The following is a 25162-nucleotide window of genomic DNA, read 5'->3' on the forward strand; positions in this document are numbered from 1 at the left end:
TGGAACCACTTGCCGCTGACAGCCTGCAACTCCCCGCTGCTCCTCAGAAATGAATGACGGTACGAATGCTTTTACCTTCATGCATCAGGTCGAAAGCCTTGTTGATGTCTTCAAGACCCATGGTGTGGGTGATGAAGGTGTCCAACGGGATCTCGCCGCTCTGGGCCATTTCTACGTAGCTTGGCAGCTCGGAACGACCGCGCACGCCACCAAAGGCCGAACCGCGCCAGACGCGCCCGGTGACCAGCTGGAATGGACGGGTGGAAATTTCCTGGCCGGCACCGGCAACGCCGATGATCACCGACTCGCCCCACCCCTTGTGGCAGCATTCCAGCGCCGCACGCATCAACTGCACGTTGCCGATGCATTCGAAGGAGAAATCCACGCCGCCATCGGTCATGTCGACAATGACCTCCTGGATAGGACGATCGAAGTCTTTCGGGTTGACGCAGTCGGTAGCGCCCAGTTGCTTGGCGATTTCAAACTTGGCCGGGTTGATGTCAATGGCAATGATCCGCGCCGCCTTGGCCTTGACCGCACCGATCACGGCCGACAGGCCGATACCGCCCAGGCCGAAGATGGCCACGGTATCGCCGGGCTTGACCTTGGCGGTGTTGATCACCGCGCCGATACCGGTGGTGACACCGCAGCCCAGCAGGCAGACTTTTTCCAGTGGTGCTTCTTTCGGGATCTTGGCGACAGAGATTTCCGGCAGCACGGTGTATTCGGAGAAGGTCGAGGTGCCCATGTAATGGAAGATCGGCTGACCCTTGTAGGAAAAGCGCGTGGTGCCGTCCGGCATCAGGCCTTTGCCCTGGGTGGCGCGAATTGCCTGACAGAGGTTGGTCTTGCCCGACAGGCAGAATTTGCACTTGCCGCATTCCGGGGTGTACAGCGGGATGACGTGGTCGCCGACTGCAACCGAGGTCACGCCTTCACCGATGGCTTCAACCACGGCCCCGCCTTCGTGCCCCAGAATCGACGGGAAGATACCTTCCGGATCGGCGCCGGACAGGGTGTAGGCATCGGTATGGCACACACCGGAAGCGACCACCCGCAGCAAGACTTCACCGGCCTTGGGCATGGCCACATCGACTTCGACGATTTCGAGAGGCTTCTTGGCCTCGAAGGCAACGGCAGCGCGCGACTTGATCATCCTAGGGGTCTCCAATGAATAAAAACGAGACGCGCAGTGTAAAACACCGCTGAACGATTAATAATCCAAGCAAAAGCAAAACATTATTGCTGTACAGGGATAATCGACATGAGTGAAAACCGCTGGGAGGGCATCGACGAGTTTGTCGCAGTGGCCGAATACAGCCAGTTCACTGCAGCAGCCGAGCGCCTGGGGGTGTCCTCCTCCCATATCAGCCGGCAAATTGCCCGCCTCGAGGAGCGCCTGCAAACTCGCCTGCTCTACCGCAGTACCCGCCGCGTCACCTTGACCGAGGCAGGTCAGACGTTTCTTCAACATTGCCAGCGCCTGCAGGACGGCCGCGAGGAAGCGTTGCGCGCCGTGGGTGATTTGACCAGCGAGCCCAAAGGCATGCTGCGCATGACCTGCGCCGTGGCTTATGGCGAGCGCTTTATCGTGCCGCTGGTGACCCGCTTTATGGGCCTCTATCCGCAACTGCGGGTGGACATCGAGCTCAGCAACCGCCCACTGGACCTGGTGCATGAGGGACTGGACCTGGCGATTCGCCTGGGGCGGCTCCAGGATTCACGCCTTGTGGCCACGCGCCTGGCGCCGCGGCGCATGTACCTGTGCGCCTCGCCATCGTATCTGGAGCGCTACGGGCGCCCCCATAGCCTGTCGGAGTTGAGCCGACACAATTGCCTGATCGGCAGCTCGGATATCTGGCAACTGGAACAGAACGGGCGGGAGTTTTCCCAGCGGGTGCAGGGCAATTGGCGCTGCAACAGTGGGCAGGCAGTACTGGACGCGGCGTTGCAAGGGGTTGGGTTGTGTCAGTTGCCGGACTACTACGTGCTCGAACACCTGCGCAGCGGTACGTTGATCTCCCTGCTGGAGGCCCACCAACCGCCAAATACTGCCGTCTGGGCGCTGTATCCACAACAGCGGCATTTGTCGCCCAAGGTGCGCAAGCTGGTGGATTACCTCAAGCAAGGCCTGGTCCAACGCCCCGAGTACCAAGACTTGTAGCGGCTGACGCGGGGCCTATTGGGCGTTGGGCTGAATCTGGGAGAGAGCCGGTGTTGATCAGGGCCAGCGCAGCCTCGCGGGCTCGGCAGCGGCTACGGGGGCGACGTATGTAGCCGCTGCCGCAGGCTGCGCTGGCCCTTACGTGTACCTAGGTGGTTCGCTGCTACGCAATCAGCGGCGGTTGGCCCAGCGCTGGCGCAGCCATTCGAGGTCTTCGGGGCGGGTGACTTTGATGTTGTCCGAACGCCCTTCGATCAGGCGTGGCGCCTGGCCCGACCATTCCACTGCCGAGGCTTCGTCGGTGATCAGCACATCCGCCACCAGGCTGTCAGCCAATGCCCGATGCAAGGCGCCCAGGCGAAACATCTGTGGCGTGTAGGCCTGCCAGATCAGGCTGCGATCGACGGTTTCCACCACACGGCCGTGCTTGTCGACGCGCTTCAAGGTGTCCCGAGCCGGCACGGCAAGCAAGCCACCCACGGGGTCGTCCGCCAATTCAGCGAGCAGCTTGTCCAGGTCATCGCGGGTCAGGTTGGGCCGAGCCGCGTCGTGCACCAGCACCCAGTCCTCATCCGCCGCGCCCTGGGCATGCAGGTGCAACAAGGCATTGAGGACCGAACCGGAGCGCTCCTGCCCACCGTCCACGCGCTGAATCCGCGAGTCATGGGCACAGGCCAGGGTCGGCCAGAAGGGATCGTCGACAGCGAGACTGACCACCAGCCCCTTGAGGCAAGGATGGTCGAGGAAACAGCCGAGGCTGTGTTCAAGAATAGTGCGTCCGCCCAACTGCAAATACTGCTTGGGACGGTCCGCGGCCATACGGGCACCAACGCCCGCGGCAGGAATCACGGCCCAGAAGGCCGGCAAACGCTCGATCATTGGGCCAACTGGTAGAGGGTTTCGCCCTCTTTGACCATGCCCAACTCATGGCGAGCCCGTTCTTCAACGGTCTCCATGCCCTTTTTCAACTCCATGACTTCCGCATCGAGTACGCGATTACGCTCCAGCAAACGCTCGTTTTCGGCGTGCTGATCGGCAATCTGCTGAGTCAGGTCAGCTACCTGCGCCAAACTGCCATTCCCCACCCACAGGCGGTACTGCAGGCCAGCCAGCAGCAAGAGCAAGACGAGGAACAACCAATTGGGACTGCGCATCGAATATCGGGTATCCAGTGAAAAAAGACAGCCATGCCTACAACTTCGAACCTACTGATAGCACGAAGCCTGGAAGAACCAGGCTTGTGCTCATAAGGCATCAGATTAGAGGCAAAAAAGCCGCTATAGCGATTTTTCCGACACAATCCGGTGTCTTTTTACCATCTACCGCTTAGCCGCGAAACTCGCTGCGACCGTTGTACTTGGCTTTGCCATTCAATTGCTCTTCGATGCGCAGCAATTGGTTGTACTTGGAAACTCGGTCGGAACGGCACAGCGAACCGGTCTTGATCTGGCCAGCCGCAGTGCCCACGGCCAGGTCGGCAATGGTCGAATCTTCGGTTTCACCGGAGCGGTGCGAGATGACGGCGGTGTAACCGGCGGCCTTGGCCATCTGGATGGCTTCCAGGGTTTCGGTCAGGGTGCCGATCTGGTTGAACTTGATCAGGATCGAGTTGGCGATCTTCTTGTCGATGCCTTCTTTCAGGATCTTGGTGTTGGTCACGAACAGGTCGTCGCCTACCAGTTGGATTTTCTCGCCGATCTTGTCGGTGAGGACTTTCCAGCCGGCCCAGTCGGACTCGTCCAGGCCGTCTTCGATGGAGATGATCGGGTAGCGCTCGGTCAGGCCTTTGAGGTAGTCGGCAAAACCTTCGGAAGTGAATACGTGGCCTTCACCGGACAGGTTGTACTTGCCGTCTTCATAGAATTCGCTGGCCGCGCAGTCCAGAGCCAGGGTCACGTCAGTGCCCAGGGTGTAACCGGCGTTGGCCACGGCTTCGGAGATCACTTTCAAAGCGTCTTCGTTGGATGCCAGGTTCGGCGCGAAACCACCTTCGTCACCTACTGCAGTGCTCAGGCCACGGGCCTTCAGCACAGCCTTGAGGTGATGGAAAATCTCGGTGCCCATGCGCAGGCCTTCCGAGAAAGACTTGGCGCCAACCGGCTGCACCATGAATTCCTGGATATCGACGTTGTTATCGGCATGCTCGCCGCCGTTGATGATGTTCATCATTGGAACCGGCATCGAGTACACGCCTGGGGTGCCATTGAGGTTGGCGATGTGGGCGTACAGCGGCAGGTCCTGGTCCTGTGCAGCAGCCTTGGCCGCAGCCAGGGATACAGCGAGGATCGCGTTGGCGCCCAGGGTGGCTTTGTTTTCAGTGCCGTCGAGCTTGATCATCGCGTGATCCAGCGCTTTCTGGTCGCTTGGGTCTTTGCCCAGCAGCAGGTCGCGGATCGGACCGTTGATGTTGGCTACAGCCTTGAGCACGCCTTTGCCCAGGTAACGGCTCTTGTCGCCATCACGCAGCTCGAGCGCTTCACGCGAGCCGGTGGAAGCACCGGACGGCGCGCAGGCGCTACCGATGATGCCGTTATCGAGAAGCACGTCCGCTTCGACGGTGGGATTGCCACGGGAGTCGAGAACTTCACGACCTTTGATGTCGACGATTTTTGCCATTGTTGTAAACACTCCAAAGTTGACGAAAACGACGCAGCTGTAGGAAATCTCTTTACCGTCGGCAAGTGATGGGCAGCGGGCAGGCTTGCAGACGATAAGGCTCAGGCCCGAGGGCCTGAGAAATAATCGTGCGGTACTTTACCGGAGAAATCGGTTTTAGGCGGTTTCTACCGTCGGAAAACTCTTCACCAGTTCGTCCAGCGCCTTGAGCTGAGCCAGGAACGGCTCGAGCTTGTCCAGGCGCAGGGCGCAAGGACCGTCACACTTGGCGTTGTCCGGGTCCGGGTGGGCTTCCAGGAACAGGCCTGCCAGGGACTGGCTGATACCGGCCTTGGCCAGGTCGGTGACCTGGGCCCGACGACCACCCGCCGAATCGGCACGGCCGCCCGGCATCTGCAGGGCATGGGTCACGTCGAAGAACACCGGGTATTCGAACTGCTTCATGATGCCGAAGCCGAGCATGTCGACGACCAGGTTGTTGTAGCCGAAGCTGGAACCGCGCTCGCAGAGGATCAACTGATCGTTACCCGCTTCTTCGCACTTGCTCAGGATGTGTTTCATTTCCTGGGGCGCAAGGAACTGGGCTTTCTTGATGTTGATCACCGCACCGGTCTTGGCCATCGCGACCACCAGGTCGGTCTGGCGCGACAGGAAGGCCGGCAACTGGATGATGTCGCAGACTTCAGCGACGATCGCCGCCTGGTCAGGCTCGTGGACGTCGGTGATGATCGGCACGCCGAAGGCTTGCTTGATGTCCTGGAAGATCCGCATGCCCTCTTCCAGGCCGGGGCCACGGTAAGAGGTCACGGAGGAACGGTTGGCCTTGTCGAAGCTGGCCTTGAACACGTAAGGGATCCCAAGCTTCTGGGTCACCTTGACGTACTCTTCGCAGACCTGCATCGCCATATCGCGGCTTTCCAGCACGTTCATGCCACCGAAAAGCACCATGGGCTTGTCGTTGGCAATCTCGATATCGCCTACACGGATGATCTTCTGGGCCATCAGGGTTTATGCCTTCTTCTGGTGTTGAGCCAAGGCCGCCTTGACGAAACCGCTGAACAACGGGTGACCGTCGCGCGGTGTCGAGGTGAACTCAGGGTGGAATTGGCAAGCGACGAACCATGGATGATCCGGTGCTTCAACCACTTCAACCAGCGCGCCATCACCGGAACGACCGGAGATTTTCAGGCCGGCTTCCATGATTTGCGGCAGCAGGTTGTTGTTCACTTCGTAGCGATGACGGTGACGCTCGACGATCACGTCCTTGGCGTAGCAATCGTGAACCAGGGAACCCGGCTCCAGCAGGCAATCCTGGGCACCCAGGCGCATGGTGCCGCCCAGATCGGAAGCCTCGGTGCGGGTTTCGACAGCACCGGTGGCATCTTCCCACTCGGTGATCAGGCCCACGACCGGGTGACCGCTGGCGCGATCGAACTCGGTGGAGTTGGCGTCTTTCCAGCCCAGCACGTTACGTGCGAACTCGATAACGGCCACTTGCATGCCCAGGCAGATGCCGAGGTACGGCACCTTGTTTTCACGAGCGTATTGCACGGCGGTGATCTTGCCTTCCACGCCACGCAGACCGAAGCCGCCAGGTACGAGGATGGCATCGACACCTTCGAGCAGCGCGGTGCCCTGGTTTTCGATGTCTTCGGAATCGATGTAGCGCAGGTTGACCTTGGTCCGGTTGCTGATGCCGGCATGACTCATGGCTTCGATCAGCGACTTGTAGGCGTCCAGCAGCTCCATGTACTTGCCGACCATGGCGATGGTGACTTCGTGTTCCGGGTTCAGCTTGGCGTCAACCACGGCTTCCCACTCGGACAAGTCAGCGCTGCCGCATTGCAGGCCGAAACGCTCGACGACGAAATCATCCAGGCCCTGGGAGTGCAGGATGCCCGGAATCTTGTAGATGGTGTCCGCATCTTCCAGTGCAATCACCGCACGCTCTTCAACGTTGGTGAACTGGGCGATCTTGCGACGCGACGAGATGTCGATCGGGTGATCGGAGCGGCATACCAGTACGTCCGGCTGCAGGCCAATGGAACGCAGTTCCTTGACAGAATGCTGGGTCGGCTTGGTTTTGGTTTCGCCGGCGGTGGCGATGTATGGCACCAGGGTCAGGTGCATCAGCATCGCGCGCTTGGCGCCGACTTCGAAACGCAACTGGCGGATGGCTTCGAGGAACGGTTGGGACTCGATGTCACCCACGGTGCCACCGATTTCAACCATGGCCACGTCGGCATCGCCCGCGCCCTTGATGATCCGGCGCTTGATCTCGTCGGTGATGTGCGGGATCACCTGAATGGTCGCGCCCAGGTAATCACCACGGCGCTCTTTGCGCAGCACGTGCTCATAGACACGGCCGGTGGTGAAGTTGTTGTTCTGGGTCATGGTCGTGCGGATGAACCGCTCGTAGTGGCCCAGGTCCAGGTCAGTCTCGGCGCCGTCGTGGGTGACGAACACTTCACCGTGCTGGAACGGGCTCATGGTGCCCGGGTCGACGTTGATGTACGGGTCCAGCTTCAGCATGGTGACCTTAAGTCCCCGCGCCTCCAGGATGGCCGCCAATGAAGCCGAGGCAATGCCTTTCCCCAATGAAGAAACAACACCGCCCGTGACGAATATGTAGCGCGTCATGAAAAACCCTAGAAGTCTGCGTTAAAGCGGTCCGAGCCGCCGGGGAAAGCGAAGGAAGGCCGAAGCCCCCGATCACCTGCATTAATCACAGTGCATCTTTCGAAAAAACCGCCGCGTTGTGACAGACCGGATGCAAAAACACCGGTACGTTGCTCGCTACACATTTTTTGGAATCGCCCAGCAAAGACTGCTTGGTAATCGGCAACTTCTGCAATTCAGGCGAATCCACAGAAGTTGTATCAAGAAGGGAGCGTAGTCTACCGGAAAGGGCCTTTCAGCTCAAACCTTGATCGCTCGTCGGCGGCTGCCAATGCAATTGCCAACAACCATGGGCGTTTGCGACAAGACCTGGCAGGTTTGCCACCGCCAACAACTGCTCGCCCTGATACAGCAGCGGCAATCTGCCACGGGCAAAGGCCGGCAGGCCACTTTCATTGAGCAAGCGCTTCAGGTCGCGATGGCCTCGACCCGGTAAATGCATGACTTCGCCACCTTGACGATAAGCCACCTGCAACGGCCCCTGGGGCCCCTGGCCGGTGATATGCAACTGCCCGTTATCCGGTAGCACCAGCGGTCGGGAAACGTCCACCCAGGATGGCGCATCAGGCATCGGGCGCAACCAGGCGCCCGCCAACCACCACAACCGCCCGCAGGCTCGATGCAGTTCGCCGTCCGCCAGGCGCCAGATCGGACGCCCATCTTGCGCCGCATCGCGTAGCGTCTCCCAACCCACCCAGTGCTCGCTATCCGGCAAACGGCTGCGAAGGCTCAGCCAGTGGCTCAAGGCGTTGCGCTGGCGAGCGGGAGAAAGCGCTTGCAGGGGAGCCAACTCCAGTGACGGCAGGCGCAACCAACTGAAGTCGCTGGCAGTGTCGGCCGCAGCAAGATCCATCTGCGCCAGCTCATCGAGCAGCCCTTGAGCCTCACTCAAATGCGCCGCGCTGCGCGCCATGCTGGCCAGTGCCCGAGGCCAGCGAGCAGTGAGCTGGGGAAGCACCGCGTGGCGCAGGTAATTGCGTGAAAACTGCTGATCGAGATTGGAGGGATCCTCGATCCAGCTCAATCCACGCTCATCGGCATAACGCAGCAGTTCGGCCCGCGATACATCCAGCAACGGCCGCAGCAAATGTCCCAGGCCCAAAGGGCGGGATTCAGGCATCGCTGCCAGCCCTCTTGCCCCCGCGCCGCGCAACAGCCGAAACAACAGGGTTTCCGCCTGATCGTCACGATGCTGCCCAGTCAGCAGCAACTCGTTACCAGCTGTTGCGCGCTCAAAGGCGCCGTAACGCGCATCACGGGCCGCACGCTCGAGGCTGGCGCCCACTTGCACCTGCACGCGCATGACCTGCAAGGGCACCCCCAGCGCGTCGCACACGGACTGACAATGAGCCGGCCAGGCATCGGCCGCAGCCTGTAGACCGTGGTGGATATGCAGGGCAGTCAAAGGTGGAAGTGGGTGTTGTTGCGCCAGATCGGCAAGCAGGTGCAGGAGGACGGTGGAGTCCAGACCGCCGGAATAGGCAATACGCCAGGCGCAGGCGTCACGCCAAGGAGCCAGGCGATGCAGCAATTGGGCAGATAGGTGATTCATCAACGGACAGGACCTGTGGGAGCCGGGCTTGCCTGCTGCAGACGCTGGAGCGGTGAAGGGATCCACCGCCGCGTCCGGATCGCAGGCAAGCTCGCTCCTACAAGAAGGAGCGACGGCGTATCAGAGACCGTAGCTCATCAGGCGGTCATAACGACGCTTGAGCAAGGTTTCGGTGTCCATGCCCTTGAGCATCGCCAACTGCGAAGTCAGCTCGGCACGGATCGAGGCAGCAGCGGCTGCTGGGTCACGGTGTGCGCCCCCCAGAGGCTCGCCGATCACCTTGTCCACAATGCCCAGGCCTTTGAGACGCTCGGCAGTGATACCCATGGCTTCGGCGGCATCCGGGGCTTTCTCGGCGGTTTTCCAGAGGATGGACGCGCAACCTTCAGGGGAAATTACCGCATAAGTCGAGTACTGCAGCATGTTCAACTGATCGCAAACGCCGATCGCCAATGCGCCACCAGAACCACCTTCGCCGATGACCGTGGCGATGATCGGGGTCTTCAGGCGGGCCATGACACGCAGGTTCCAGGCAATGGCTTCGCTCTGGTTGCGCTCTTCAGCGTCGATACCCGGGTAGGCGCCCGGCGTGTCGATAAAGGTCAGGATCGGCATCTTGAAGCGTTCGGCCATTTCCATCAGGCGGCAAGCCTTGCGGTAGCCTTCCGGACGCGGCATGCCGAAGTTGCGACGAACCTTTTCGCGGACTTCGCGGCCTTTCTGGTGACCAATGATCATCACTGGCTGGTCATCCAGACGGGCAACCCCGCCGACAATGGCAGCATCGTCCGAGAAGTGACGGTCGCCATGCAGCTCGTCGAACTCGGTGAAGATGTGGTCGATGTAGTCCAGGGTGTACGGACGACGCGGGTGACGCGCCAGACGAGCGATCTGCCAGCTGGTCAGCTTGCCGAAGATGTCCTCGGTGAGCGTGCTGCTTTTATCCTGCAGGCGGGAGATCTCATCGCCGATATTCAGCGAATTGTCATTACCGACCAAGCGCAACTCTTCGATCTTGGCTTGCAGGTCGGCGATCGGCTGTTCGAAATCTAGAAAATTCGGGTTCATAGGCGTCCGTCTTGGGTCGACATCCAAGAGAGCTTGGGTCGGCCGGTTGTCTATTCGCGCATTACCTTAAGGGACAGGCGCGTTCAGGTCGAGATTAAAATCCGGGTCGAGGTCAGGGCAAACCCGATAACGCAAGGAATGCCCGCTGACCATCAACGGTATTGGAGGAAGACGTTGTCTCGCCCGAACTGGTCACGCAGGGCTTGAATCAATGCATCCGCCGGGTCGATTCGCCAGCCTTCGCCGAACTGCAGCAAGGCCTTGGAATCATCCCGGGCATATTCCATGGTCACCGGGCAGGCACCGCGATAACGCTTGAGCAACTCGCCCAACCAGCGTAGCTGATCACCCTTGAGGGCCTCGGTATGAACCTTGAGCCGCAGGCTTTCCGCCAGGTTGGTCCGCGCATCCTCCATGCTCATCACGCGCTTGACCCGCAGGCGCAGGCCGCCGGAGAAGTCATCGTTGCTGACCTCGCCCTCGACCACCACCATCGCGTCGGTCTGCAGCAGGGACTGCGCCGAATGGAAGGCCTCGGCAAACAGTGAAGCCTCAATCCGCCCCGAACGGTCGTCCAGGGTAATGAAGCCCATCTTGTCGCCCTTTTTGTTCTTCATGACCCGCAGGGCAATAATCATCCCCGCCACGGTCTGGGTATCCCGCGCAGGCTTCAGATCGATGATGCGCTGGCGGGCAAAACGGCGGATTTCACCTTCATACTCGTCGATCGGGTGACCGGTCAGGTACAGCCCCAGGGTGTCTTTCTCGCCTTTGAGGCGCTCCTTGAGGGTCAGCTCCTTGGCCTTGCGGTGATTGGCGTAGACATCGGCGTCTTCTTCCACGAACAGGCCGCCAAACAGGTCGGCGTGGCCGCTGTCGTGGGTCCGGGCCGTCTGTTCGGCCGCCTTGATCGCTTCTTCCATGGCGGTCAGCAACACCGCCCGGTTCTGGTCGATGTTGGCCTGATAGGCCTTGGGCTCATCGTGGAAATATGGGCCCAGTCGGTCCAGGGCGCCACTGCGGATCAAACCGTCAAGGGTGCGCTTGTTGATACGCTTGAGGTCCACGCGGGCGCAGAAATCAAACAGGTCCTTGAACGGCCCGGCCTGGCGCGCCTCGGTAATGGCCTCTACCGGCCCTTCGCCAACCCCCTTGATCGCCCCCAGGCCATAAATGATCCGACCTTCGTCGTTCACCGTGAACTTGAACTCCGAGGTGTTCACGTCTGGCGCATCGAGGCGCAGCTTCATGATCCGCACTTCCTCGATCAAGGTCACGACCTTGTCGGTGTTGTGCATATCCGCCGAGAGCACCGCAGCCATGAACGGCGCCGGGTAGTGAGCCTTGAGCCAGGCGGTCTGGTACGACACCAGGCCATAGGCCGCGGAGTGGGATTTGTTGAAGCCGTAACCGGCGAATTTCTCCACCAGGTCGAAAATGTTACCCGCCAGGTCCGGGTCGATATTATTGGTGGCGCAACCCTCAATGAAACCGCCACGCTGCTTGGCCATTTCCTCGGGTTTTTTCTTACCCATCGCCCGGCGCAGCATGTCCGCACCACCGAGGGTGTAACCGGCCATGACCTGGGCGATCTGCATCACCTGTTCCTGATACAGGATGATGCCGTAAGTCGGTGCCAGTACCGGCTTGAGGCCTTCGTACTGGTAATCGGAGTGCGGGTAGGCCAGTTCGGCGCGACCGTGCTTACGGTTGATAAAGTCATCCACCATGCCCGATTGCAAAGGGCCCGGACGGAACAGGGCCACCAGTGCGATCAAGTCTTCCAGACAGTCGGGCTTGAGCTTTTTGATCAGCTCCTTCATGCCTCGCGACTCAAGCTGGAACACCGCCGTGGTTTCAGCCTTTTGCAGCAGGCTGTAGGTCGGCTTGTCGTCGAGCGGGATAAAGGCGATATCCAGCGGCTCTTCGTCGACCTTGGCCCGCTCGCGATTGATGGTCTTGAGGGCCCAATCGATGATGGTCAGGGTCCGCAGACCGAGGAAGTCGAACTTCACCAGGCCCGCGGCCTCGACGTCATCCTTGTCGAACTGGGTAACCAGGCCATCGCCTTCTTCGTCGCAATAGATCGGCGAAAAGTCGGTCAGCTTGGTTGGCGCGATAACCACGCCACCGGCGTGCTTGCCGACGTTGCGCACCACGCCTTCAAGCTTGCGCGCCATCTCCCAGATTTCCGCCGCTTCCTCATCGACCTTGATGAAGTCGCGCAGGATCTCTTCCTGTTCGTAGGCTTTTTCCAGGGTCATGCCGACTTCGAACGGGATCATCTTCGACAGGCGATCCGCCAGGCCGTAGGACTTGCCCTGGACCCGGGCCACGTCCCGCACCACAGCCTTGGCGGCCATGGAACCGAAGGTGATGATCTGGCTGACCGCGTTGCGGCCGTACTTCTCAGCCACGTAGTCGATCACCCGGTCGCGACCGTCCATGCAGAAGTCGACGTCGAAGTCGGGCATGGAGACCCGTTCCGGGTTGAGGAAACGTTCGAACAGCAGGTCATATTCCAGCGGATCGAGGTCGGTGATCTTCTGCACGTAGGCCACCAGGGACCCGGCACCCGATCCACGGCCCGGACCTACCGGGACACCGTTGCTCTTGGCCCACTGGATAAAGTCCATAACGATCAGGAAGTAACCGGGGAAGCCCATCTGGATGATGATATCCAGCTCGAAATTCAAGCGATCGACGTACACCTGGCGCCGGGCTTCGTAGTCTTCGGTCGTGTCTTTGGGCAGCAGCACCGACAACCGCTCTTCCAGGCCGTCGAACGAGACCTTGCGGAAATACTCATCGATGGTCATGCCATCGGGAATCGGGAAGTTGGGCAGGAAGTGAGTGCCCAGCTTGACCTCGATATTGCAGCGCTTGGCAATTTCGACCGAGTTCTCCAGCGCCTCAGGCAAGTCACTGAACAGTTCGGCCATCTCATCGGCGCTTTTCAGGTATTGCTGGTCGCTGTAGTTCTTCGAACGCCGCGGATCGTCGAGGGCGCGGCCCTCACCGATGCAAACACGGGTTTCGTGAGCTTCGAAGTCTTCCTGCTTGATGAAACGCACATCGTTGGTCGCCACCAACGGTGCACCGAGCTTGTCGGCCAGGGCCACGGCTGCGTGCAACTGTTCTTCGTCATTCGGACGATTGGTGCGCTGGACTTCCAGATAGAAGCGATCCGGGAACACCGCCATCCAATCGCGAGCGAGGTTCTCGGCTTCCGCCAGGTCACCACTGATCAAGGCGATGCCGATCTCACCTTCCTTGGCGGCCGACAGCATGATCAAGCCGTCCGCGGCCTCGGCCACCCATTCCCGCTCGATAATCACCTGGCCATTACGCTGCCCATCGATAAAACCGCGGGAGATCAGCTCGGTCAGGTTGCGATAGCCGACGGCGTTCATTGCCAGCAGGCTGATCCGGCTCAGTGGGTTGTCCGGATCCTTGTTCGACAGCCACAGGTCGGCGCCGCAGATCGGCTTGATACCCGCGCCCATGGAGGCTTTATAGAATTTGACCAGGGAACACATGTTGTTTTGGTCGGTGACCGCCACGGCGGGCATGCCCATGCCGGCCAGCGTCTTGACCAGCGGCTTGATCCGCACCAGACCGTCGACCAGTGAGTATTCAGTGTGCAGGCGCAGGTGAACGAATGAAGCCGGCATAGTGATCCTGTAAGTAAGCACAAAAACAACAAGGCCCGGATTGTACCGGGCCTCGGCTAAAACATCAGCCTCAGGACTGTGTCTCGCTCAAGCTCTCACGTGCTTCATAGGCTTGGCGGACCGGCGCGAACGAACGCCGGTGAATCGGCGTCGGCCCCAGGCGGGCCAGCGCTTCGAGGTGCACAGGCGTCGGATAACCCTTGTGGCCGCCGATGCCGTAACCCGGATAGATCAGCTCGAACGCCGCCATTTCACGGTCGCGACTGACCTTGGCCAGAATCGACGCTGCGGCGATTGCCGGCACCTTGCTATCACCCTTGACCACCGCCTCCGCGGGCATGGCCAACCTCGGGCAACGATTACCGTCGATCATCGCCAGCTTCGGAGTAATGCTCAGCCCTTCCACCGCGCGCTGCATGGCGAGCATGGTCGCGTGCAGGATATTCAGTTCGTCGATTTCCTCGACTTCAGCGCGGGCAATGCACCAGCTCAGGGCTTTCTCGCAGATCTCGTCGTAGAGTTTTTCTCGCCGGGCTTCGGTGAGTTTCTTCGAATCGTTGAGACCAAGGATCGGCTGGTTCGGATCCAGAATGACCGCCGCCGTGACCACCGCACCGCACAACGGACCGCGTCCGACTTCATCGACGCCGCACACCAGCTCTTCAGTGGCGGCTACCAGGGTAAAGTCCAGGCCCATCTGCATCTTCAGGTTACTCATTGCGCTTTGCCGATCAGGTTCAGGACTGCATCAGCCGCCTGGTTCGAGGCGTCCCGACGCAACGTCCGATGGATTTCGTCGAAGCCGCGAGTCTGCTCCTCGCCCCCCTCGATGAGCGGCGACAACGTCCGCGCCAGGGCTTCGGGCGTCGCCTCATCCTGCAGCAACTCGGGCACCAGCAAACGCTGGGCCAGCAAGTTGGGCAGGGAGATGTAGGGGCTTTTAACCATGCGTTTGAGAATCCAGAACGTCAGCGGCGCCAGGCGATAGGCGACCACCATCGGCCGCTTGTACAGCAGCGCTTCCAAGGTCGCGGTGCCGGAGGCAATCAATACCGCATCGCAAGCCGCCAAGGCCCGGTGGGACTGGCCGTCAAGCAAGGTCAACGGCAAGTCACGACCGGCCAGCATCTGCTCCAACTGGCTACGGCGCTCGGGGCTGGCACAGGGCATGACAAAGCGCACGCCGGGGCGCATGGCTCGCAGACGTTGCGCAGTATCGAGAAACAGCGCACCCAGGCGCCCGACTTCACCGCCACGACTGCCTGGCATCAATGCCACCAGCGGGCCATCGGACAAACCCAGTTCAGCACGAGCCGCAGCACGATCAGCTTCCAGCGGAATCGCATCGGCCAGGGAGTGACCGACAAACCGCACCGGGACACCCTTCTCTTCGTAGAATTTTGCCTCGAACGGGAACAGCGTCAGCATCAGATCGCAACCTTCGCGAATCTTCAGCACACGCTTCTGCCGCCAGGCCCAGACGGACGGGCTGACATAGTGCACCGTCTTGATCCCCGCCTGTCGCAGCTTGAGTTCGATATTCAGGGTGAAATCAGGTGCGTCGATACCGATAAACACGTCAGGTTTTTCGGCGATGAGGGTCTGGATCAGCTTCTTGCGCCGTGCCAACAACTCACGCAGCCGCCCCAGCACTTCCACCAACCCCATGACCGCCAGGCGCTCCATGGGGAAGTACGAAACCAGGCCCTCGGCCTGCATCAACGGGCCGCCGACACCGATAAATTCAACCGCAGGATGCCGGGCCTTGAGTGCGCGCATCAAACCGGCGCCGAGAATATCGCCGGAGGCCTCGCCAGCCACCAGCGCAATACGCAGATTGCTCATGATTAACGAGTGATGCCACGGGTCGAAGACTGGATCGAGTCACGGAAGATCGCGACTTCGGGGAATTGCACAGAAGGCTCGGCCAACTCGGCCAGGGCCTGGTCAACGGTCAGCCCCTGGCGGTACACCACTTTATAGGCGCGGCGCAGGGCGTGGATCGCGTCTTCGCTGAAACCACGGCGGCGCATGCCTTCAAAGTTCATGCTGCGGGCTTCTGCGGGGTTGCCGAATACCGTGACGAACGCGGGTACATCCTTGCCGATGGCAGTGCCCATGCCGGAAAAGCTATGGGCGCCAATGTGGCAATACTGGTGAACCAGGGTGAAACCGGAGAGGATTGCCCAGTCATCCACGTGCACATGCCCGGCCAACGCGGTGTTGTTGACCAGGATGCAGTGGTTGCCGATCACACTGTCATGGCCGATGTGGGCATAGGCCATGACCAGATTGTGATCGCCCAAGGTGGTTTCGGAGCGATCCTGGACCGTACCGCGGTGAATGGTCACGCCCTCACGGATGACGTTGTGATCGCCGATCACCAGGCGGGTTTCTTCGCCTTTGTACTTGAGATCGGGCGTGTCCTCACCTACCGAGGAAAACTGGTAGATGCGGTTATGTTTGCCGATCCGGGTTGGCCCCTTGAGAATCACATGGGGGCCAATCACTGTACCCTCGCCGATTTCCACACCAGCGCCGACGATCGACCAGGGGCCGACCTCGACGTCGTCGGCCAGAACGGCCGTCGGATCGATGATTGCGCGAGGGTCAATCAAACTCATAGCTTGCGTTCCGCACAGATGATTTCAGCGGAGCAGACTGGCTTGCCATCGACCGAAGCCTGGCACTCGAACTTCCAGATCTGACGCTTGCAGCTGAGGAACTTGGCTTCAAGGATCAGTTGATCACCCGGCAGCACCGGCTGGCGGAAGCGCAGCTTGTCGGAACCAACGAAGTAGTAAAGGGTGCCATCGGCCGGCTTCACGTCCAGCATCTTGAAACCAAGGATGCCGGCAGCTTGAGCCATCGCCTCGATGATCAGCACGCCCGGCATGATTGGATGCGCGGGAAAGTGACCATTGAAGAAAGGCTCGTTGATGCTGACATTCTTGTAGGCACGAATGCGCTTGCCCTCAACATCCAAGTCCACCACCCGGTCCACCAGCAGGAACGGGTAACGGTGAGGCAGGTATTCGCGAATTTCGTTGATGTCCATCATTTCGTGGGGAAGCCTGTAGTAAAGATTGGGAGCGCGCGACTAATGCGTGCTCCTCTAGCAAATCAAGGAGGCAGTCTAGCGGCTGTGCACACTTGATATGGAAATGGTTTCAGCCATCTGATGAAGCATTACCGTCAGGGGTCACGTCCCCAACGCGCTTTTCCAGATGCCGCAGGCGTCGCGCGATGTCATCGAGCTGACGGATACGGGCCGCGCTTTTGCGCCACTCGGCAGCAGGTTGCATGGCAGTACCGGAGGAGTAGGAGCCAGCCTCGGTAATCGAGTGGGTCACCATGGTCATCCCGGTCAGGAAAACGTTGTCACAAATCTCGATATGGCCGACCAACCCGACGCCACCTGCAAGCATGCAGTGCTTGCCAATCTTGGTGCTGCCGGAAATCCCCACACAGGCGGCCATGGCGGTGTGATCACCGACTTGCACGTTGTGGGCGATCTGAATCTGGTTGTCCAGTTTCACACCATTGCCAATGACGGTATCGGCCAAGGCGCCACGGTCGATGGCGGTATTGACGCCAATCTCCACATCGTCGCCAATGGTGACCCCGCCAATCTGGGCAATCTTCTGCCAGACGCCCTTCTCATTGGCGAATCCAAACCCTTCGCCACCCAGTACCGCACCGGACTGAATGACCACTCGCTTGCCGATCCGCACGTCGTGATACAGCGTGACCCTTGGCGCAAGCCAGCCGCCTTCGCCAACCACGCTGCGAGCCCCCACAAAGCAATGCGCACCAACCGTCACCCCGGCGCCAATCGACGCGCCGCTTTCAACCACCGCAAACGGCCCGATACTGGCCGACGGATCGACCACGGCGTCATCGGCAATCACCGCTGAGGGATGAACGCCAGCCACAGCCTTGGGCTTGGGGTCGAACAGATGGGAAATTCGCGCATAGGCCAGATAAGGATCAGGCACCACCAACGCATCACCGGCATAACTCTCGGCATCAGCCGCTTTAAGCAGCACAGCACCCGCCTGGCTATCAGCCAGGTACTTGCGGTACTGCGGATTTGCCAAAAAGCTCAACTGAGCTGGGCCAGCCTCCTGCAAGGTGGCTAGCCCAGTGATTTCTTTCTCCTGGTCGCCACGCAAGGTGGCGCCGAGGAACTCGGCCAATCGGCCGAGCTTAATAATCGCGGTCATGGGTTACTTCAGCTGATTCATGCGCTCGATAACCTGGCGAGTGATGTCGTACTGAGGTTTGACATCAATGACTGCGCCACGCTCGAAGACCAGGTCGAAACCGCCCTTCTTGATCACTTCTTCCACTGCGCTGTCGAGCTTGGGCTTGAGTTGCTTGAGCATTTCGCGGTCGGCAACAGCCTTGGCTTCGTTCAGCTCCTTGGACTGGAACTGGAAGTCACGGGCCTTTTGCTTGAATTCAAGCTCCAGGCGCTCACGCTCGCCCTGCTGCATCTTGTCGCCACCGGCAACCAGACGATCCTGAATGCCCTTGGCACTGCTTTCCAGAGTCTTGAGCTTGGTCAACTGAGGACCGAACTTCTTCTCGGCATCCACTGCGTACTTCTTCGCAGCGTCCGACTCCAGCAGAGCCATCTGATAGTTCAGTACCGCGATCTTCATGTCTGCAAAGACCGGGGTCGCGACCAGAACGGTGGCCAGGAGAACCAATTGAGTCAACTTACGCACGATGCACTCCTACAAAATCCATTGTCATTATCTTGGATCAGACTCTTAGAAAGTCTGACCGAGGGAGAATTGGAACACCTGGGTTTCAGCGTCATCCGGTTTCTTGATCGGCATCGCCAGGGCGAAGCTCAATGGTCCCAGGGCGGTGACCCATGTCACACCGACACCCACGGAACTGGCCAGATTGCTGAGACTGATGTCGTTACATTCCGTTTTAACGTTCGAAGCGGCGATGGTGTTGGAAGTCGAATCGCACTTGGAACTGAACACGTTACCCACATCCCAGAATACCGAGGTACGCAGGGAGCGCTGATCTTTGACGAACGGCAGCGGGAACAGGATCTCGGCACCACCCTGGATCAGAACGTTACCGCCGAATGGCAGTGGATCCTGATCCGGGTCGGCCGCTGTACCGGCGTTACCTGTCACACCTACACCACGACTCGGCGTACTGCGCGGACCCAGGGTGCTGTCCTTGAAGCCGCGAACCGAGTTGAAGCCACCAGCATAGTAGTTCTCGTAGAACGGCAAGCCCTTGGTGTCGCCAAAACCATCGCCATAACCCAGCTCGGTGTGCAGGCGCATGGTGTAGTTTTCGCTCAGAGGCTGGAACAACTGGCCACGGTAGTCGAGCTTGAAGAACGACAGGTCACTGCCAGGCGTGGTGGTTTCCAGAACCAGGCTCTGAGAGTGGCCACGGGTTGCCAGAACACCTTTGTTCAAGGTCGACTCGGACCAGCCGGCCGAAGCCTTGAAGTTCAGGTAGCTGTCGCCCTGCTTGTTCACGAAGTCGAAGATTTCGTCGACGGTGTACAGGCCAGTCTTGATCTTGTCTTGTTGCGCGGTCAGGCCGAAGGTCAGACGCGAGGTCTCGCTGATCGGGTAACCGACGCTGACACCTGCACCCAAGCTGTCTACGGCGTAGCTGGCAACATCGACATCAAGGTCTTTGTAGTCAGTGGTGCGATAGAAAGCGTTGTAACCCAGGCTCACGCCATCAGCGGTCCAGTAGGGGTCGACATAACCGAAGTTATAGCGGCTCTGGTATTCACTGCGGGTCAAACCGATGCTGACCTTGTTACCCGTACCCAGGAAGTTGTTCTGAGTGATGGAACCACCCAGGATCAGGCCCGCACTCTGGGCGAAACCGACGCTGGCGGTGATCGAACCGGACGCTTGCTCTTCAACTGCATAGTTGACGTCGACCTGGTCATCGACACCCGGAACTGCCGGGGTTTCGACGTTGACTTCCTTGAAGAAGCCCAGGCGCTCAAGACGGGTCTTGGATTGATCGATGAGGTAGGTCGAAGCCCAGCCACCTTCCATCTGACGCATTTCACGACGCAGCACTTCGTCTTCGGACTTGGTGTTGCCACGGAAGTTGATGCGGTTGACGTAGGCACGCTTGCCTGGATCCACGACAAAGGTGATGTCGACCGTGTGGTCTTCATCGTGCGGCTGAGGCACGCCGTTGACGTTGGCGAAGGTGTAGCCCTCGTTACCCAGACGGCGTGTGATCAGTTCGGAAGTAGTGGTCATCAGCTTGCGCGAGAACACCTGGCCTTTTTCCACCAGCAACAGGGACTTGACCTGGTCTTCAGGCACTTTCAAGTCGCCACTGAGCTTGACGTCGCGAACGCTGTACTTTTCGCCTTCGTTCACGTTGACCGTGATGTAGACGTGCTTTTTGTCCGGGGTGATGGACACCTGGGTCGAAGCGATATCCATATTGATATAGCCGCGATCCAGATAGTAGGAACGCAGACGCTCCAGGTCACCGGAGAGTTTTTCACGGGCGTACTTGTCGTCGTTCTTGAAGAACGACAACCAGTTGGTGGTCTTGAGTTCGAACAGGCCGATCAGGTCTTCGTCAGGGAATACAGTGTTGCCCACGACGTTGATGTGCTGGATCGCAGCAACCGTGCCTTCGTTGATGTTGACCTTGAGGCCGACGCGGTTACGCGGCTGCGGCACCACTTCGGTGTCGACGGTGGCCGAGTAGCGACCCTGAGCGACGTACTGGCGCTGCAGCTCGTTACGTACGCCTTCGAGGGTCGCACGCTGGAAGATTTCACCTTCGGCCAGACCGGACTGCTTCAGGCCTTTCATCAGGTCTTCAGTCGAAATCGCCTTGTTGCCTTCGATCTCGATACTGGCAACAGACGGACGTTCGACTACCGTAATGACCAGGACGTTGCCATCGCGGCCCAGCTGGATGTCTTGAAAGAAACCGGTTTTGAACAGCGCACGAGTGGATTCCACCAGGCGACGATCATCCGCCTGCTCGCCGACGTTCAACGGCAAGGCACCAAAGACGCTACCCGCGGAGACCCGCTGGAGGCCGTTGACGCGGATATCGGAGATAGTGAAGGACTCGGCGTGAACTTCGGCGATCATCAATACGGTGAGAACCGCAGTTAGCAGCAGACGTTTCATGAAGTCCTTTCTTATTCCAACTGGCAATAAACAAACTGCCGCAAAATGCGGCAGATTCGCAATTCAGCGAAGCGTTACAGTCGACCCAAATCGTTGACCAGGGCAAGTAACATCACCCCGACCACCAAGCTGATACCGATCTGTATCCCCCAACCCTGCACCCGATCCGACAAGGGGCGACCACGCACCCACTCGATCAGATAGAACAACAAATGCCCCCCATCCAGTACAGGAATGGGCAGCAAATTCAGAACCCCCAGGCTAATACTCAGATAAGCAAGGAAATTCAGGAAATCAGCGACACCCGACTGGGCAGAAGCGCCCGCCACTTTAGCAATGGTTATCGGTCCACTCAAGTTTTTTACCGAGAGCTCGCCGAACAACATTTTCTTCAGTGAATCGAGGGTCAATACACTCATGGTCCAGGTGCGTCGGGCACCTTCGCCAATAGCCGCCAACGGACCGTAGCTGACCTCGCGAATCATCTCCGGCGGCCAATCGACCGCTTTCACTCCAGCTCCCAGATAACCGGTAGCCGCCTTGGCTTCGCCACGGCTTGCCAAGGTCACAGGGACGTCGATTTGAGCACCATCACGCTCGACTTGCAGCACAATTTTGGTATCAGGACGTACACGCACCCAATCGACGACCTGCTGCCAATCGCCCAGCGCCTGACCATCCAGCGCCAGCAGGCGATCGCCGGTCTTCAACCCGGCCGCCAGGGCCGGCCCTTTCGGATCGAGTTCAGCCAAAACCGGAGGCAACGCAGGTCGCCAAGGTCGAATCCCCAGGGAGTGGATCGGGTCCGGCTCATCTGCACCCTTGAGCCACTTGTCCAGCACCAGCTGGCGCGGCGAGTCGACCGTCGCACCCTGCTCGCGCACCGAAAACAGCAACGAGCCACTCTCGCCCAGACGTCGCACCAACTGCAGGTTGACCGCAGCCCAACCCGATGTCGGCTCGCCGTCGATGGCGACGATTTCCTCGCCGACATGCAAGCCGGCCTTGGCAGCAATACTGCCCGCCTCCACCGCGCCGATGACCGGTCGTACCTGCTGGCTGCCGAGCATCGCCAACACCCAGAAGAACACCAGGGCCAGCAGGAAGTTGGCAATCGGGCCCGCCGCAACAATAGCGATACGCTGGCGCACAGACTTGCGATTGAAAGACTGATCGAGCTGGTCGGCAGGCACCTCGCCTTCGCGCTCATCAAGCATCTTCACGTAGCCGCCCAGCGGGATCGCGGCGATGACAAACTCAGTGCCACGGCGGTCATGCCAGCGCAGCAGCGGCATACCAAAGCCCACGGAGAAACGCAAAACCTTGACGCCACAGCGGCGCGCCACCCAGAAGTGGCCGAATTCATGGAAGGTAACCAGCACGCCCAACGCAACCAGGGTGCCGACAATCATATAGAGCGCGCTCATCTACTTTCTCCGCAATCCTATCCGGTGCCGACCGCTTGGCCAGTCACAACGCCTATCGCCCGTTGCGACTCAACCATTGCTCAGCCAAGGCACGGGCTTTGGCGTCCGCCGCGAATACAGCGTCCAGTTCGTCGACCGCAACCACCGGCTCGAGGCTTAAAACTTCTGCGATGATACTCGCGATCTCAGGGTAACGGATGCGCCGTTCGAGAAACGCGGAAACTGCCACTTCATTGGCCGCATTCAGCATGGCCGGAGCACTATTGCCTGCCTCCGCCGCCTGACGCGCCAAGCGCAAGCAGGGGAATCGCTGTTCATCCGGAGCCTGGAAATCCAGGCGCGCAATGGCAAACAGATCCAGGGGCGCAACACCGGAGTCGATGCGCTCAGGCCAGGCCAGGGCATTGGCGATAGGCGTGCGCATATCGGGATTGCCCAACTGCGCCAGCACCGAACCGTCCACATAGTCGACCAGGGAGTGAATCACGCTCTGAGGATGGATCACCACTTCGACCTGGGAAGGCTTGGCGTCGAACAGCCAGCACGCCTCGATCAGCTCCAGGCCTTTATTCATCATGCTCGCGGAGTCGACCGATATCTTGCGCCCCATCGACCAGTTGGGATGGGCGCAGGCCTGTTCCGGAGAAACATCCCGCAACTCATTCAACGGCGTCTGCCTGAATGGGCCACCGGAAGCAGTCAGCAGGATCCGTCGTACACCAACACTGCTCAAGCCGCGGGAAAAGTCCGTCGGCATGCACTGAAAAATCGCATTGTGCTCACTGTCGATCGGCAGCAGTACCGAGCCACTTTTACGCACAGCCTGCATGAACAAGGCGCCGGACATCACCAGCGCCTCTTTATTGGCCAGGAGAATCTTCTTCCCTGCCCCGACCGCCGCCAGGGTCGGGCGCAAACCCGCCGCACCGACAATGGCCGCCATGACCGCATCGACCTCGGGGTCGGCAGCCACCTGACACAAACCTTCTTCACCCACCAGGACCCGGGTCTGCAGCCCGGCAGCGCGCAGGTCATCCTGCAGGCTGCCGGCTGCTGCGGCCTCAGGCACCACGGCAAAGCGCGGCGCATGGCGCACGCACAGCGCCAACAACTCCGCCATGCGACTGAAGCCGCTCAAGGCAAACACCTGGTAACGCTGCGGATGCCGGGCAATCACATCCAGGGTACTGAGGCCGATAGAACCTGTGGCGCCGAGAACCGTAATCTGCTGAGGACGACTCACAATCCAGCCATCCACAACAGCACCGCAAACACCGGAATAGCAGCCGTCAGGCTGTCGATGCGATCCAACACACCGCCGTGACCGGGCAACAGGTTACTGCTGTCCTTGATCCCGGACTGACGCTTGAACATGCTCTCGGTCAGGTCGCCGACCACCGAGATAAACACCACCAGCGCTGCACCCAGCAGGCCCAGCAGTATCTGAGCGACAGACCAATCGCGAACCAGGCCCACCACCGCGGTGATCACCAGGCTCAGTGCCAGGCCGCCATACACGCCTTCCCAGCTCTTGCCCGGACTGACCTGCGGCGCCAGCTTGCGCTTGCCGAACGCCTTGCCGGAAAAGTAGGCGCCGATATCAGCCCCCCAGACCAGAACCATCACCGCCATGATCAACCAGTTGCCCAACGGCAGCTGCTTGATGAACACCAGGCCTTGCCAGGCCGGCAACAGGATCAACAGGCCGATCACCAGCTTGGCGGCAGCGCCCGCCCAATGTTCGCTGGTGCGCGGATAGGTCAGCACCAGGAAGGTCGCTGCCGCCCACCAGAGCACCGCAGCACCCAGCACCCAGGGCGCGATGCCGGGCACCAGGTACATGAGAAACAGCAGCACCGCGACCACCGCGGCATATACCACGCGTGCCGCCTGGCCATCGAACCCGGCCAGACGCGCCCATTCCCACGCCCCAAGCGTCACTACCAGCCCGATAAACAGGGCGAAACCGGCCCCCTGGAGCAGGAAGAACCCGCACAAGGCGATCGGCAGCAGGATCAGCGCAGTAATGATTCGTTGTTTAAGCATTAAACCCGGGCTCCAGCCTCGACCTGCTCGCTCGTTTTACCGAAGCGCCGCTGGCGAGAAGCGTAATCGGCCAGCGCAGTACGCATGGCATCGTGTTTGAAGTCCGGCCAGAACAGGTCGGAGAAGTACAGCTCGGCGTAAGCCAGCTGCCACAGCAGGAAGTTACTGATGCGGTGTTCACCGCCGGTACGGATGCACAGGTCGGGCAACGGCAGGTCGCCGGTCGCCAGGCAGGTCTGCAACAACTCCGGAGTGATGTCCTCCGGCCGCAGATGACCGGCCTGCACTTCGCGCGCAAGGCGCTGGGCGGCCTGGGCAATGTCCCACTGACCGCCGTAATTGGCGGCGATCTGCAGGATGAAGCGATTGCTGCCCGCCGTGATGGCCTCAGCCTCGCGCATCGCCGCCTGCAGTTCCGGGTGGAAGCGCGAACGGTCACCGATGATCCGCAGGCTGATGTTGTTCTCATTGAGACGCTTGGCCTCGCGACGCAGCGCCTTGAAGAACAGATCCATCAAGGCACTGACCTCGTCCGCCGGACGCTGCCAGTTCTCGCTGGAAAAGGCGAACAGGGTGAGCACTTCGACCTTGGCCTCGGCGCACACCTCTATCACTGCACGAACAGCGTCGACACCCGCTTTATGCCCGGCGACACCGGGCATAAAGCGTTTTTTAGCCCAGCGATTATTACCGTCCATGATGATCGCGACATGTCGCGGCACCGAAAACGATACGGACTGCTTGGTCTTTTCCATGAAAACGTCTGA

21 protein-coding genes are annotated in these 25162 nt (G+C 59.9%); 1 reads left to right on the top strand and 20 read right to left on the bottom strand.

The genetic code is table 11. The features are described 5' to 3' along the window. Positions 1 to 43: 43 nt before the first annotated feature. The gene (locus AC19YX_RS19780; RefSeq protein WP_020296601.1) at positions 44 to 1156 is read right to left on the bottom strand and encodes an S-(hydroxymethyl)glutathione dehydrogenase/class III alcohol dehydrogenase; all 1113 of its coding nucleotides are present in this window, start codon (positions 1154 to 1156) and stop codon (positions 44 to 46) included. A 108-nt stretch (positions 1157 to 1264) separates the two neighbouring features. Here AC19YX_RS19780 and AC19YX_RS19785 point away from each other — a divergent pair, with 108 nt between their 5' ends. Further along, on the top strand, positions 1265 to 2164 hold the full coding sequence (locus AC19YX_RS19785) for a LysR substrate-binding domain-containing protein (RefSeq protein WP_020296602.1): 900 nt from the start codon (positions 1265 to 1267) through the stop codon (positions 2162 to 2164). Positions 2165 to 2335: 171 nt separating this feature from the next. On the opposite strand, the gene ispD is transcribed toward AC19YX_RS19785, so the two are convergent. From ispD to uppS, 19 genes are all read right to left on the bottom strand, one after another. Then, positions 2336 to 3043, bottom strand: coding sequence for a 2-C-methyl-D-erythritol 4-phosphate cytidylyltransferase (gene ispD / locus AC19YX_RS19790; RefSeq protein WP_500606829.1), 708 nt, complete (start codon positions 3041 to 3043; stop codon positions 2336 to 2338). Then, positions 3040 to 3318: a cell division protein FtsB gene (gene ftsB / locus AC19YX_RS19795; RefSeq protein ID WP_011059544.1), complete on the bottom strand. Its 279-nt coding sequence runs from the start codon at positions 3316 to 3318 to the stop codon at positions 3040 to 3042. The genes ispD and ftsB overlap by 4 nt, the downstream gene beginning before the upstream one ends. 172 nt (positions 3319 to 3490) lie before the next feature. Beyond that, a complete protein-coding gene (eno, locus tag AC19YX_RS19800; protein WP_078470079.1) occupies positions 3491 to 4780 on the bottom strand; it encodes a phosphopyruvate hydratase in 1290 nt (429 codons plus the stop codon). 156 nt (positions 4781 to 4936) lie between these two features. Then, positions 4937 to 5782 carry a 3-deoxy-8-phosphooctulonate synthase gene (gene kdsA, locus AC19YX_RS19805; RefSeq protein ID WP_020296605.1) on the bottom strand — a complete coding sequence of 282 codons (846 nt, stop codon included), beginning with the start codon at positions 5780 to 5782 and terminating at the stop codon, positions 4937 to 4939. A 6-nt stretch (positions 5783 to 5788) separates the two neighbouring features. Further along, complete coding sequence (gene pyrG / locus AC19YX_RS19810) at positions 5789 to 7420, bottom strand: CTP synthase (RefSeq protein WP_020296606.1); 1632 nt, start codon at positions 7418 to 7420, stop codon at positions 5789 to 5791. A gap of 274 nt (positions 7421 to 7694) precedes the next feature. Continuing rightward, a complete protein-coding gene (tilS, locus tag AC19YX_RS19815) occupies positions 7695 to 9011 on the bottom strand; it encodes a tRNA lysidine(34) synthetase TilS (protein WP_500606830.1) in 1317 nt (438 codons plus the stop codon). 120 nt (positions 9012 to 9131) lie between these two features. Continuing rightward, positions 9132 to 10079 (bottom strand): acetyl-CoA carboxylase carboxyltransferase subunit alpha, encoded by a 948-nt coding sequence (locus AC19YX_RS19820; protein ID WP_078470077.1) that lies wholly within the window; start codon positions 10077 to 10079, stop codon positions 9132 to 9134. A gap of 152 nt (positions 10080 to 10231) precedes the next feature. Next, complete coding sequence (gene dnaE / locus AC19YX_RS19825) at positions 10232 to 13753, bottom strand: DNA polymerase III subunit alpha (RefSeq protein ID WP_500606831.1); 3522 nt, start codon at positions 13751 to 13753, stop codon at positions 10232 to 10234. Between the two features lie 70 nt (positions 13754 to 13823). Beyond that, positions 13824 to 14456 (bottom strand): ribonuclease HII, encoded by a 633-nt coding sequence (gene rnhB, locus AC19YX_RS19830; RefSeq protein WP_500606945.1) that lies wholly within the window; start codon positions 14454 to 14456, stop codon positions 13824 to 13826. An 11-nt stretch (positions 14457 to 14467) separates the two neighbouring features. Then, on the bottom strand, positions 14468 to 15598 hold the full coding sequence (gene lpxB, locus AC19YX_RS19835) for a lipid-A-disaccharide synthase (protein ID WP_500606832.1): 1131 nt from the start codon (positions 15596 to 15598) through the stop codon (positions 14468 to 14470). Positions 15599 to 15600: 2 nt separating this feature from the next. Continuing rightward, positions 15601 to 16377: an acyl-ACP--UDP-N-acetylglucosamine O-acyltransferase gene (lpxA, locus tag AC19YX_RS19840; RefSeq protein WP_020296612.1), complete on the bottom strand. Its 777-nt coding sequence runs from the start codon at positions 16375 to 16377 to the stop codon at positions 15601 to 15603. Further along, a complete protein-coding gene (gene fabZ / locus AC19YX_RS19845; RefSeq protein WP_007907157.1) occupies positions 16374 to 16814 on the bottom strand; it encodes a 3-hydroxyacyl-ACP dehydratase FabZ in 441 nt (146 codons plus the stop codon). Before fabZ ends, lpxA begins: the two co-directional genes overlap by 4 nt. Positions 16815 to 16923: 109 nt before the next feature. Then, positions 16924 to 17979 carry a UDP-3-O-(3-hydroxymyristoyl)glucosamine N-acyltransferase gene (lpxD, locus tag AC19YX_RS19850; RefSeq protein WP_078470072.1) on the bottom strand — a complete coding sequence of 352 codons (1056 nt, stop codon included), beginning with the start codon at positions 17977 to 17979 and terminating at the stop codon, positions 16924 to 16926. Between the two features lie 3 nt (positions 17980 to 17982). After that, complete coding sequence (locus AC19YX_RS19855; RefSeq protein ID WP_020296614.1) at positions 17983 to 18486, bottom strand: OmpH/Skp family outer membrane protein; 504 nt, start codon at positions 18484 to 18486, stop codon at positions 17983 to 17985. A 45-nt stretch (positions 18487 to 18531) separates the two neighbouring features. Then, a complete protein-coding gene (gene bamA / locus AC19YX_RS19860; protein WP_020296615.1) occupies positions 18532 to 20922 on the bottom strand; it encodes an outer membrane protein assembly factor BamA in 2391 nt (796 codons plus the stop codon). A 74-nt stretch (positions 20923 to 20996) separates the two neighbouring features. Beyond that, positions 20997 to 22349 (bottom strand): sigma E protease regulator RseP, encoded by a 1353-nt coding sequence (gene rseP, locus AC19YX_RS19865; RefSeq protein ID WP_500606833.1) that lies wholly within the window; start codon positions 22347 to 22349, stop codon positions 20997 to 20999. Between the two features lie 52 nt (positions 22350 to 22401). Continuing rightward, positions 22402 to 23592, bottom strand: a complete 1191-nt coding sequence (gene ispC, locus AC19YX_RS19870; protein ID WP_500606834.1) for a 1-deoxy-D-xylulose-5-phosphate reductoisomerase — start codon at positions 23590 to 23592, stop codon at positions 22402 to 22404. After that, positions 23589 to 24395 carry a phosphatidate cytidylyltransferase gene (locus tag AC19YX_RS19875; RefSeq protein WP_078470069.1) on the bottom strand — a complete coding sequence of 269 codons (807 nt, stop codon included), beginning with the start codon at positions 24393 to 24395 and terminating at the stop codon, positions 23589 to 23591. The genes ispC and AC19YX_RS19875 overlap by 4 nt, the downstream gene beginning before the upstream one ends. After that, positions 24395 to 25150: a polyprenyl diphosphate synthase gene (gene uppS, locus AC19YX_RS19880; RefSeq protein WP_020296619.1), complete on the bottom strand. Its 756-nt coding sequence runs from the start codon at positions 25148 to 25150 to the stop codon at positions 24395 to 24397. Before uppS ends, AC19YX_RS19875 begins: the two co-directional genes overlap by 1 nt. Positions 25151 to 25162 lie beyond the last annotated feature (12 nt).

This window comes from Pseudomonas sp. MF09150 (genome assembly GCF_059862355.1).

What these genes read in the sequence shown, in the direction of transcription:
- AC19YX_RS19780 (WP_020296601.1), bottom strand. Translation starts at nt 1,156, where the DNA reads ATGATCAAGTCGCGCGCTGCCGTTGCCTTCGAGGCCAAGAAGCCTCTC.
- AC19YX_RS19785 (WP_020296602.1), top strand. Translation starts at nt 1,265, where the DNA reads ATGAGTGAAAACCGCTGGGAGGGCATCGACGAGTTTGTCGCAGTGGCC.
- ispD (WP_500606829.1), bottom strand. Translation starts at nt 3,043, where the DNA reads ATGATCGAGCGTTTGCCGGCCTTCTGGGCCGTGATTCCTGCCGCGGGC.
- ftsB (WP_011059544.1), bottom strand. Translation starts at nt 3,318, where the DNA reads ATGCGCAGTCCCAATTGGTTGTTCCTCGTCTTGCTCTTGCTGCTGGCT.
- eno (WP_078470079.1), bottom strand. Translation starts at nt 4,780, where the DNA reads ATGGCAAAAATCGTCGACATCAAAGGTCGTGAAGTTCTCGACTCCCGT.
- kdsA (WP_020296605.1), bottom strand. Translation starts at nt 5,782, where the DNA reads ATGGCCCAGAAGATCATCCGTGTAGGCGATATCGAGATTGCCAACGAC.
- pyrG (WP_020296606.1), bottom strand. Translation starts at nt 7,420, where the DNA reads ATGACGCGCTACATATTCGTCACGGGCGGTGTTGTTTCTTCATTGGGG.
- tilS (WP_500606830.1), bottom strand. Translation starts at nt 9,011, where the DNA reads ATGAATCACCTATCTGCCCAATTGCTGCATCGCCTGGCTCCTTGGCGT.
- AC19YX_RS19820 (WP_078470077.1), bottom strand. Translation starts at nt 10,079, where the DNA reads ATGAACCCGAATTTTCTAGATTTCGAACAGCCGATCGCCGACCTGCAA.
- dnaE (WP_500606831.1), bottom strand. Translation starts at nt 13,753, where the DNA reads ATGCCGGCTTCATTCGTTCACCTGCGCCTGCACACTGAATACTCACTG.
- rnhB (WP_500606945.1), bottom strand. Translation starts at nt 14,456, where the DNA reads ATGCAGATGGGCCTGGACTTTACCCTGGTAGCCGCCACTGAAGAGCTG.
- lpxB (WP_500606832.1), bottom strand. Translation starts at nt 15,598, where the DNA reads ATGAGCAATCTGCGTATTGCGCTGGTGGCTGGCGAGGCCTCCGGCGAT.
- lpxA (WP_020296612.1), bottom strand. Translation starts at nt 16,377, where the DNA reads ATGAGTTTGATTGACCCTCGCGCAATCATCGATCCGACGGCCGTTCTG.
- fabZ (WP_007907157.1), bottom strand. Translation starts at nt 16,814, where the DNA reads ATGATGGACATCAACGAAATTCGCGAATACCTGCCTCACCGTTACCCG.
- lpxD (WP_078470072.1), bottom strand. Translation starts at nt 17,979, where the DNA reads ATGACCGCGATTATTAAGCTCGGCCGATTGGCCGAGTTCCTCGGCGCC.
- bamA (WP_020296615.1), bottom strand. Translation starts at nt 20,922, where the DNA reads ATGAAACGTCTGCTGCTAACTGCGGTTCTCACCGTATTGATGATCGCC.
- rseP (WP_500606833.1), bottom strand. Translation starts at nt 22,349, where the DNA reads ATGAGCGCGCTCTATATGATTGTCGGCACCCTGGTTGCGTTGGGCGTG.
- AC19YX_RS19875 (WP_078470069.1), bottom strand. Translation starts at nt 24,395, where the DNA reads ATGCTTAAACAACGAATCATTACTGCGCTGATCCTGCTGCCGATCGCC.
- uppS (WP_020296619.1), bottom strand. Translation starts at nt 25,150, where the DNA reads ATGGAAAAGACCAAGCAGTCCGTATCGTTTTCGGTGCCGCGACATGTC.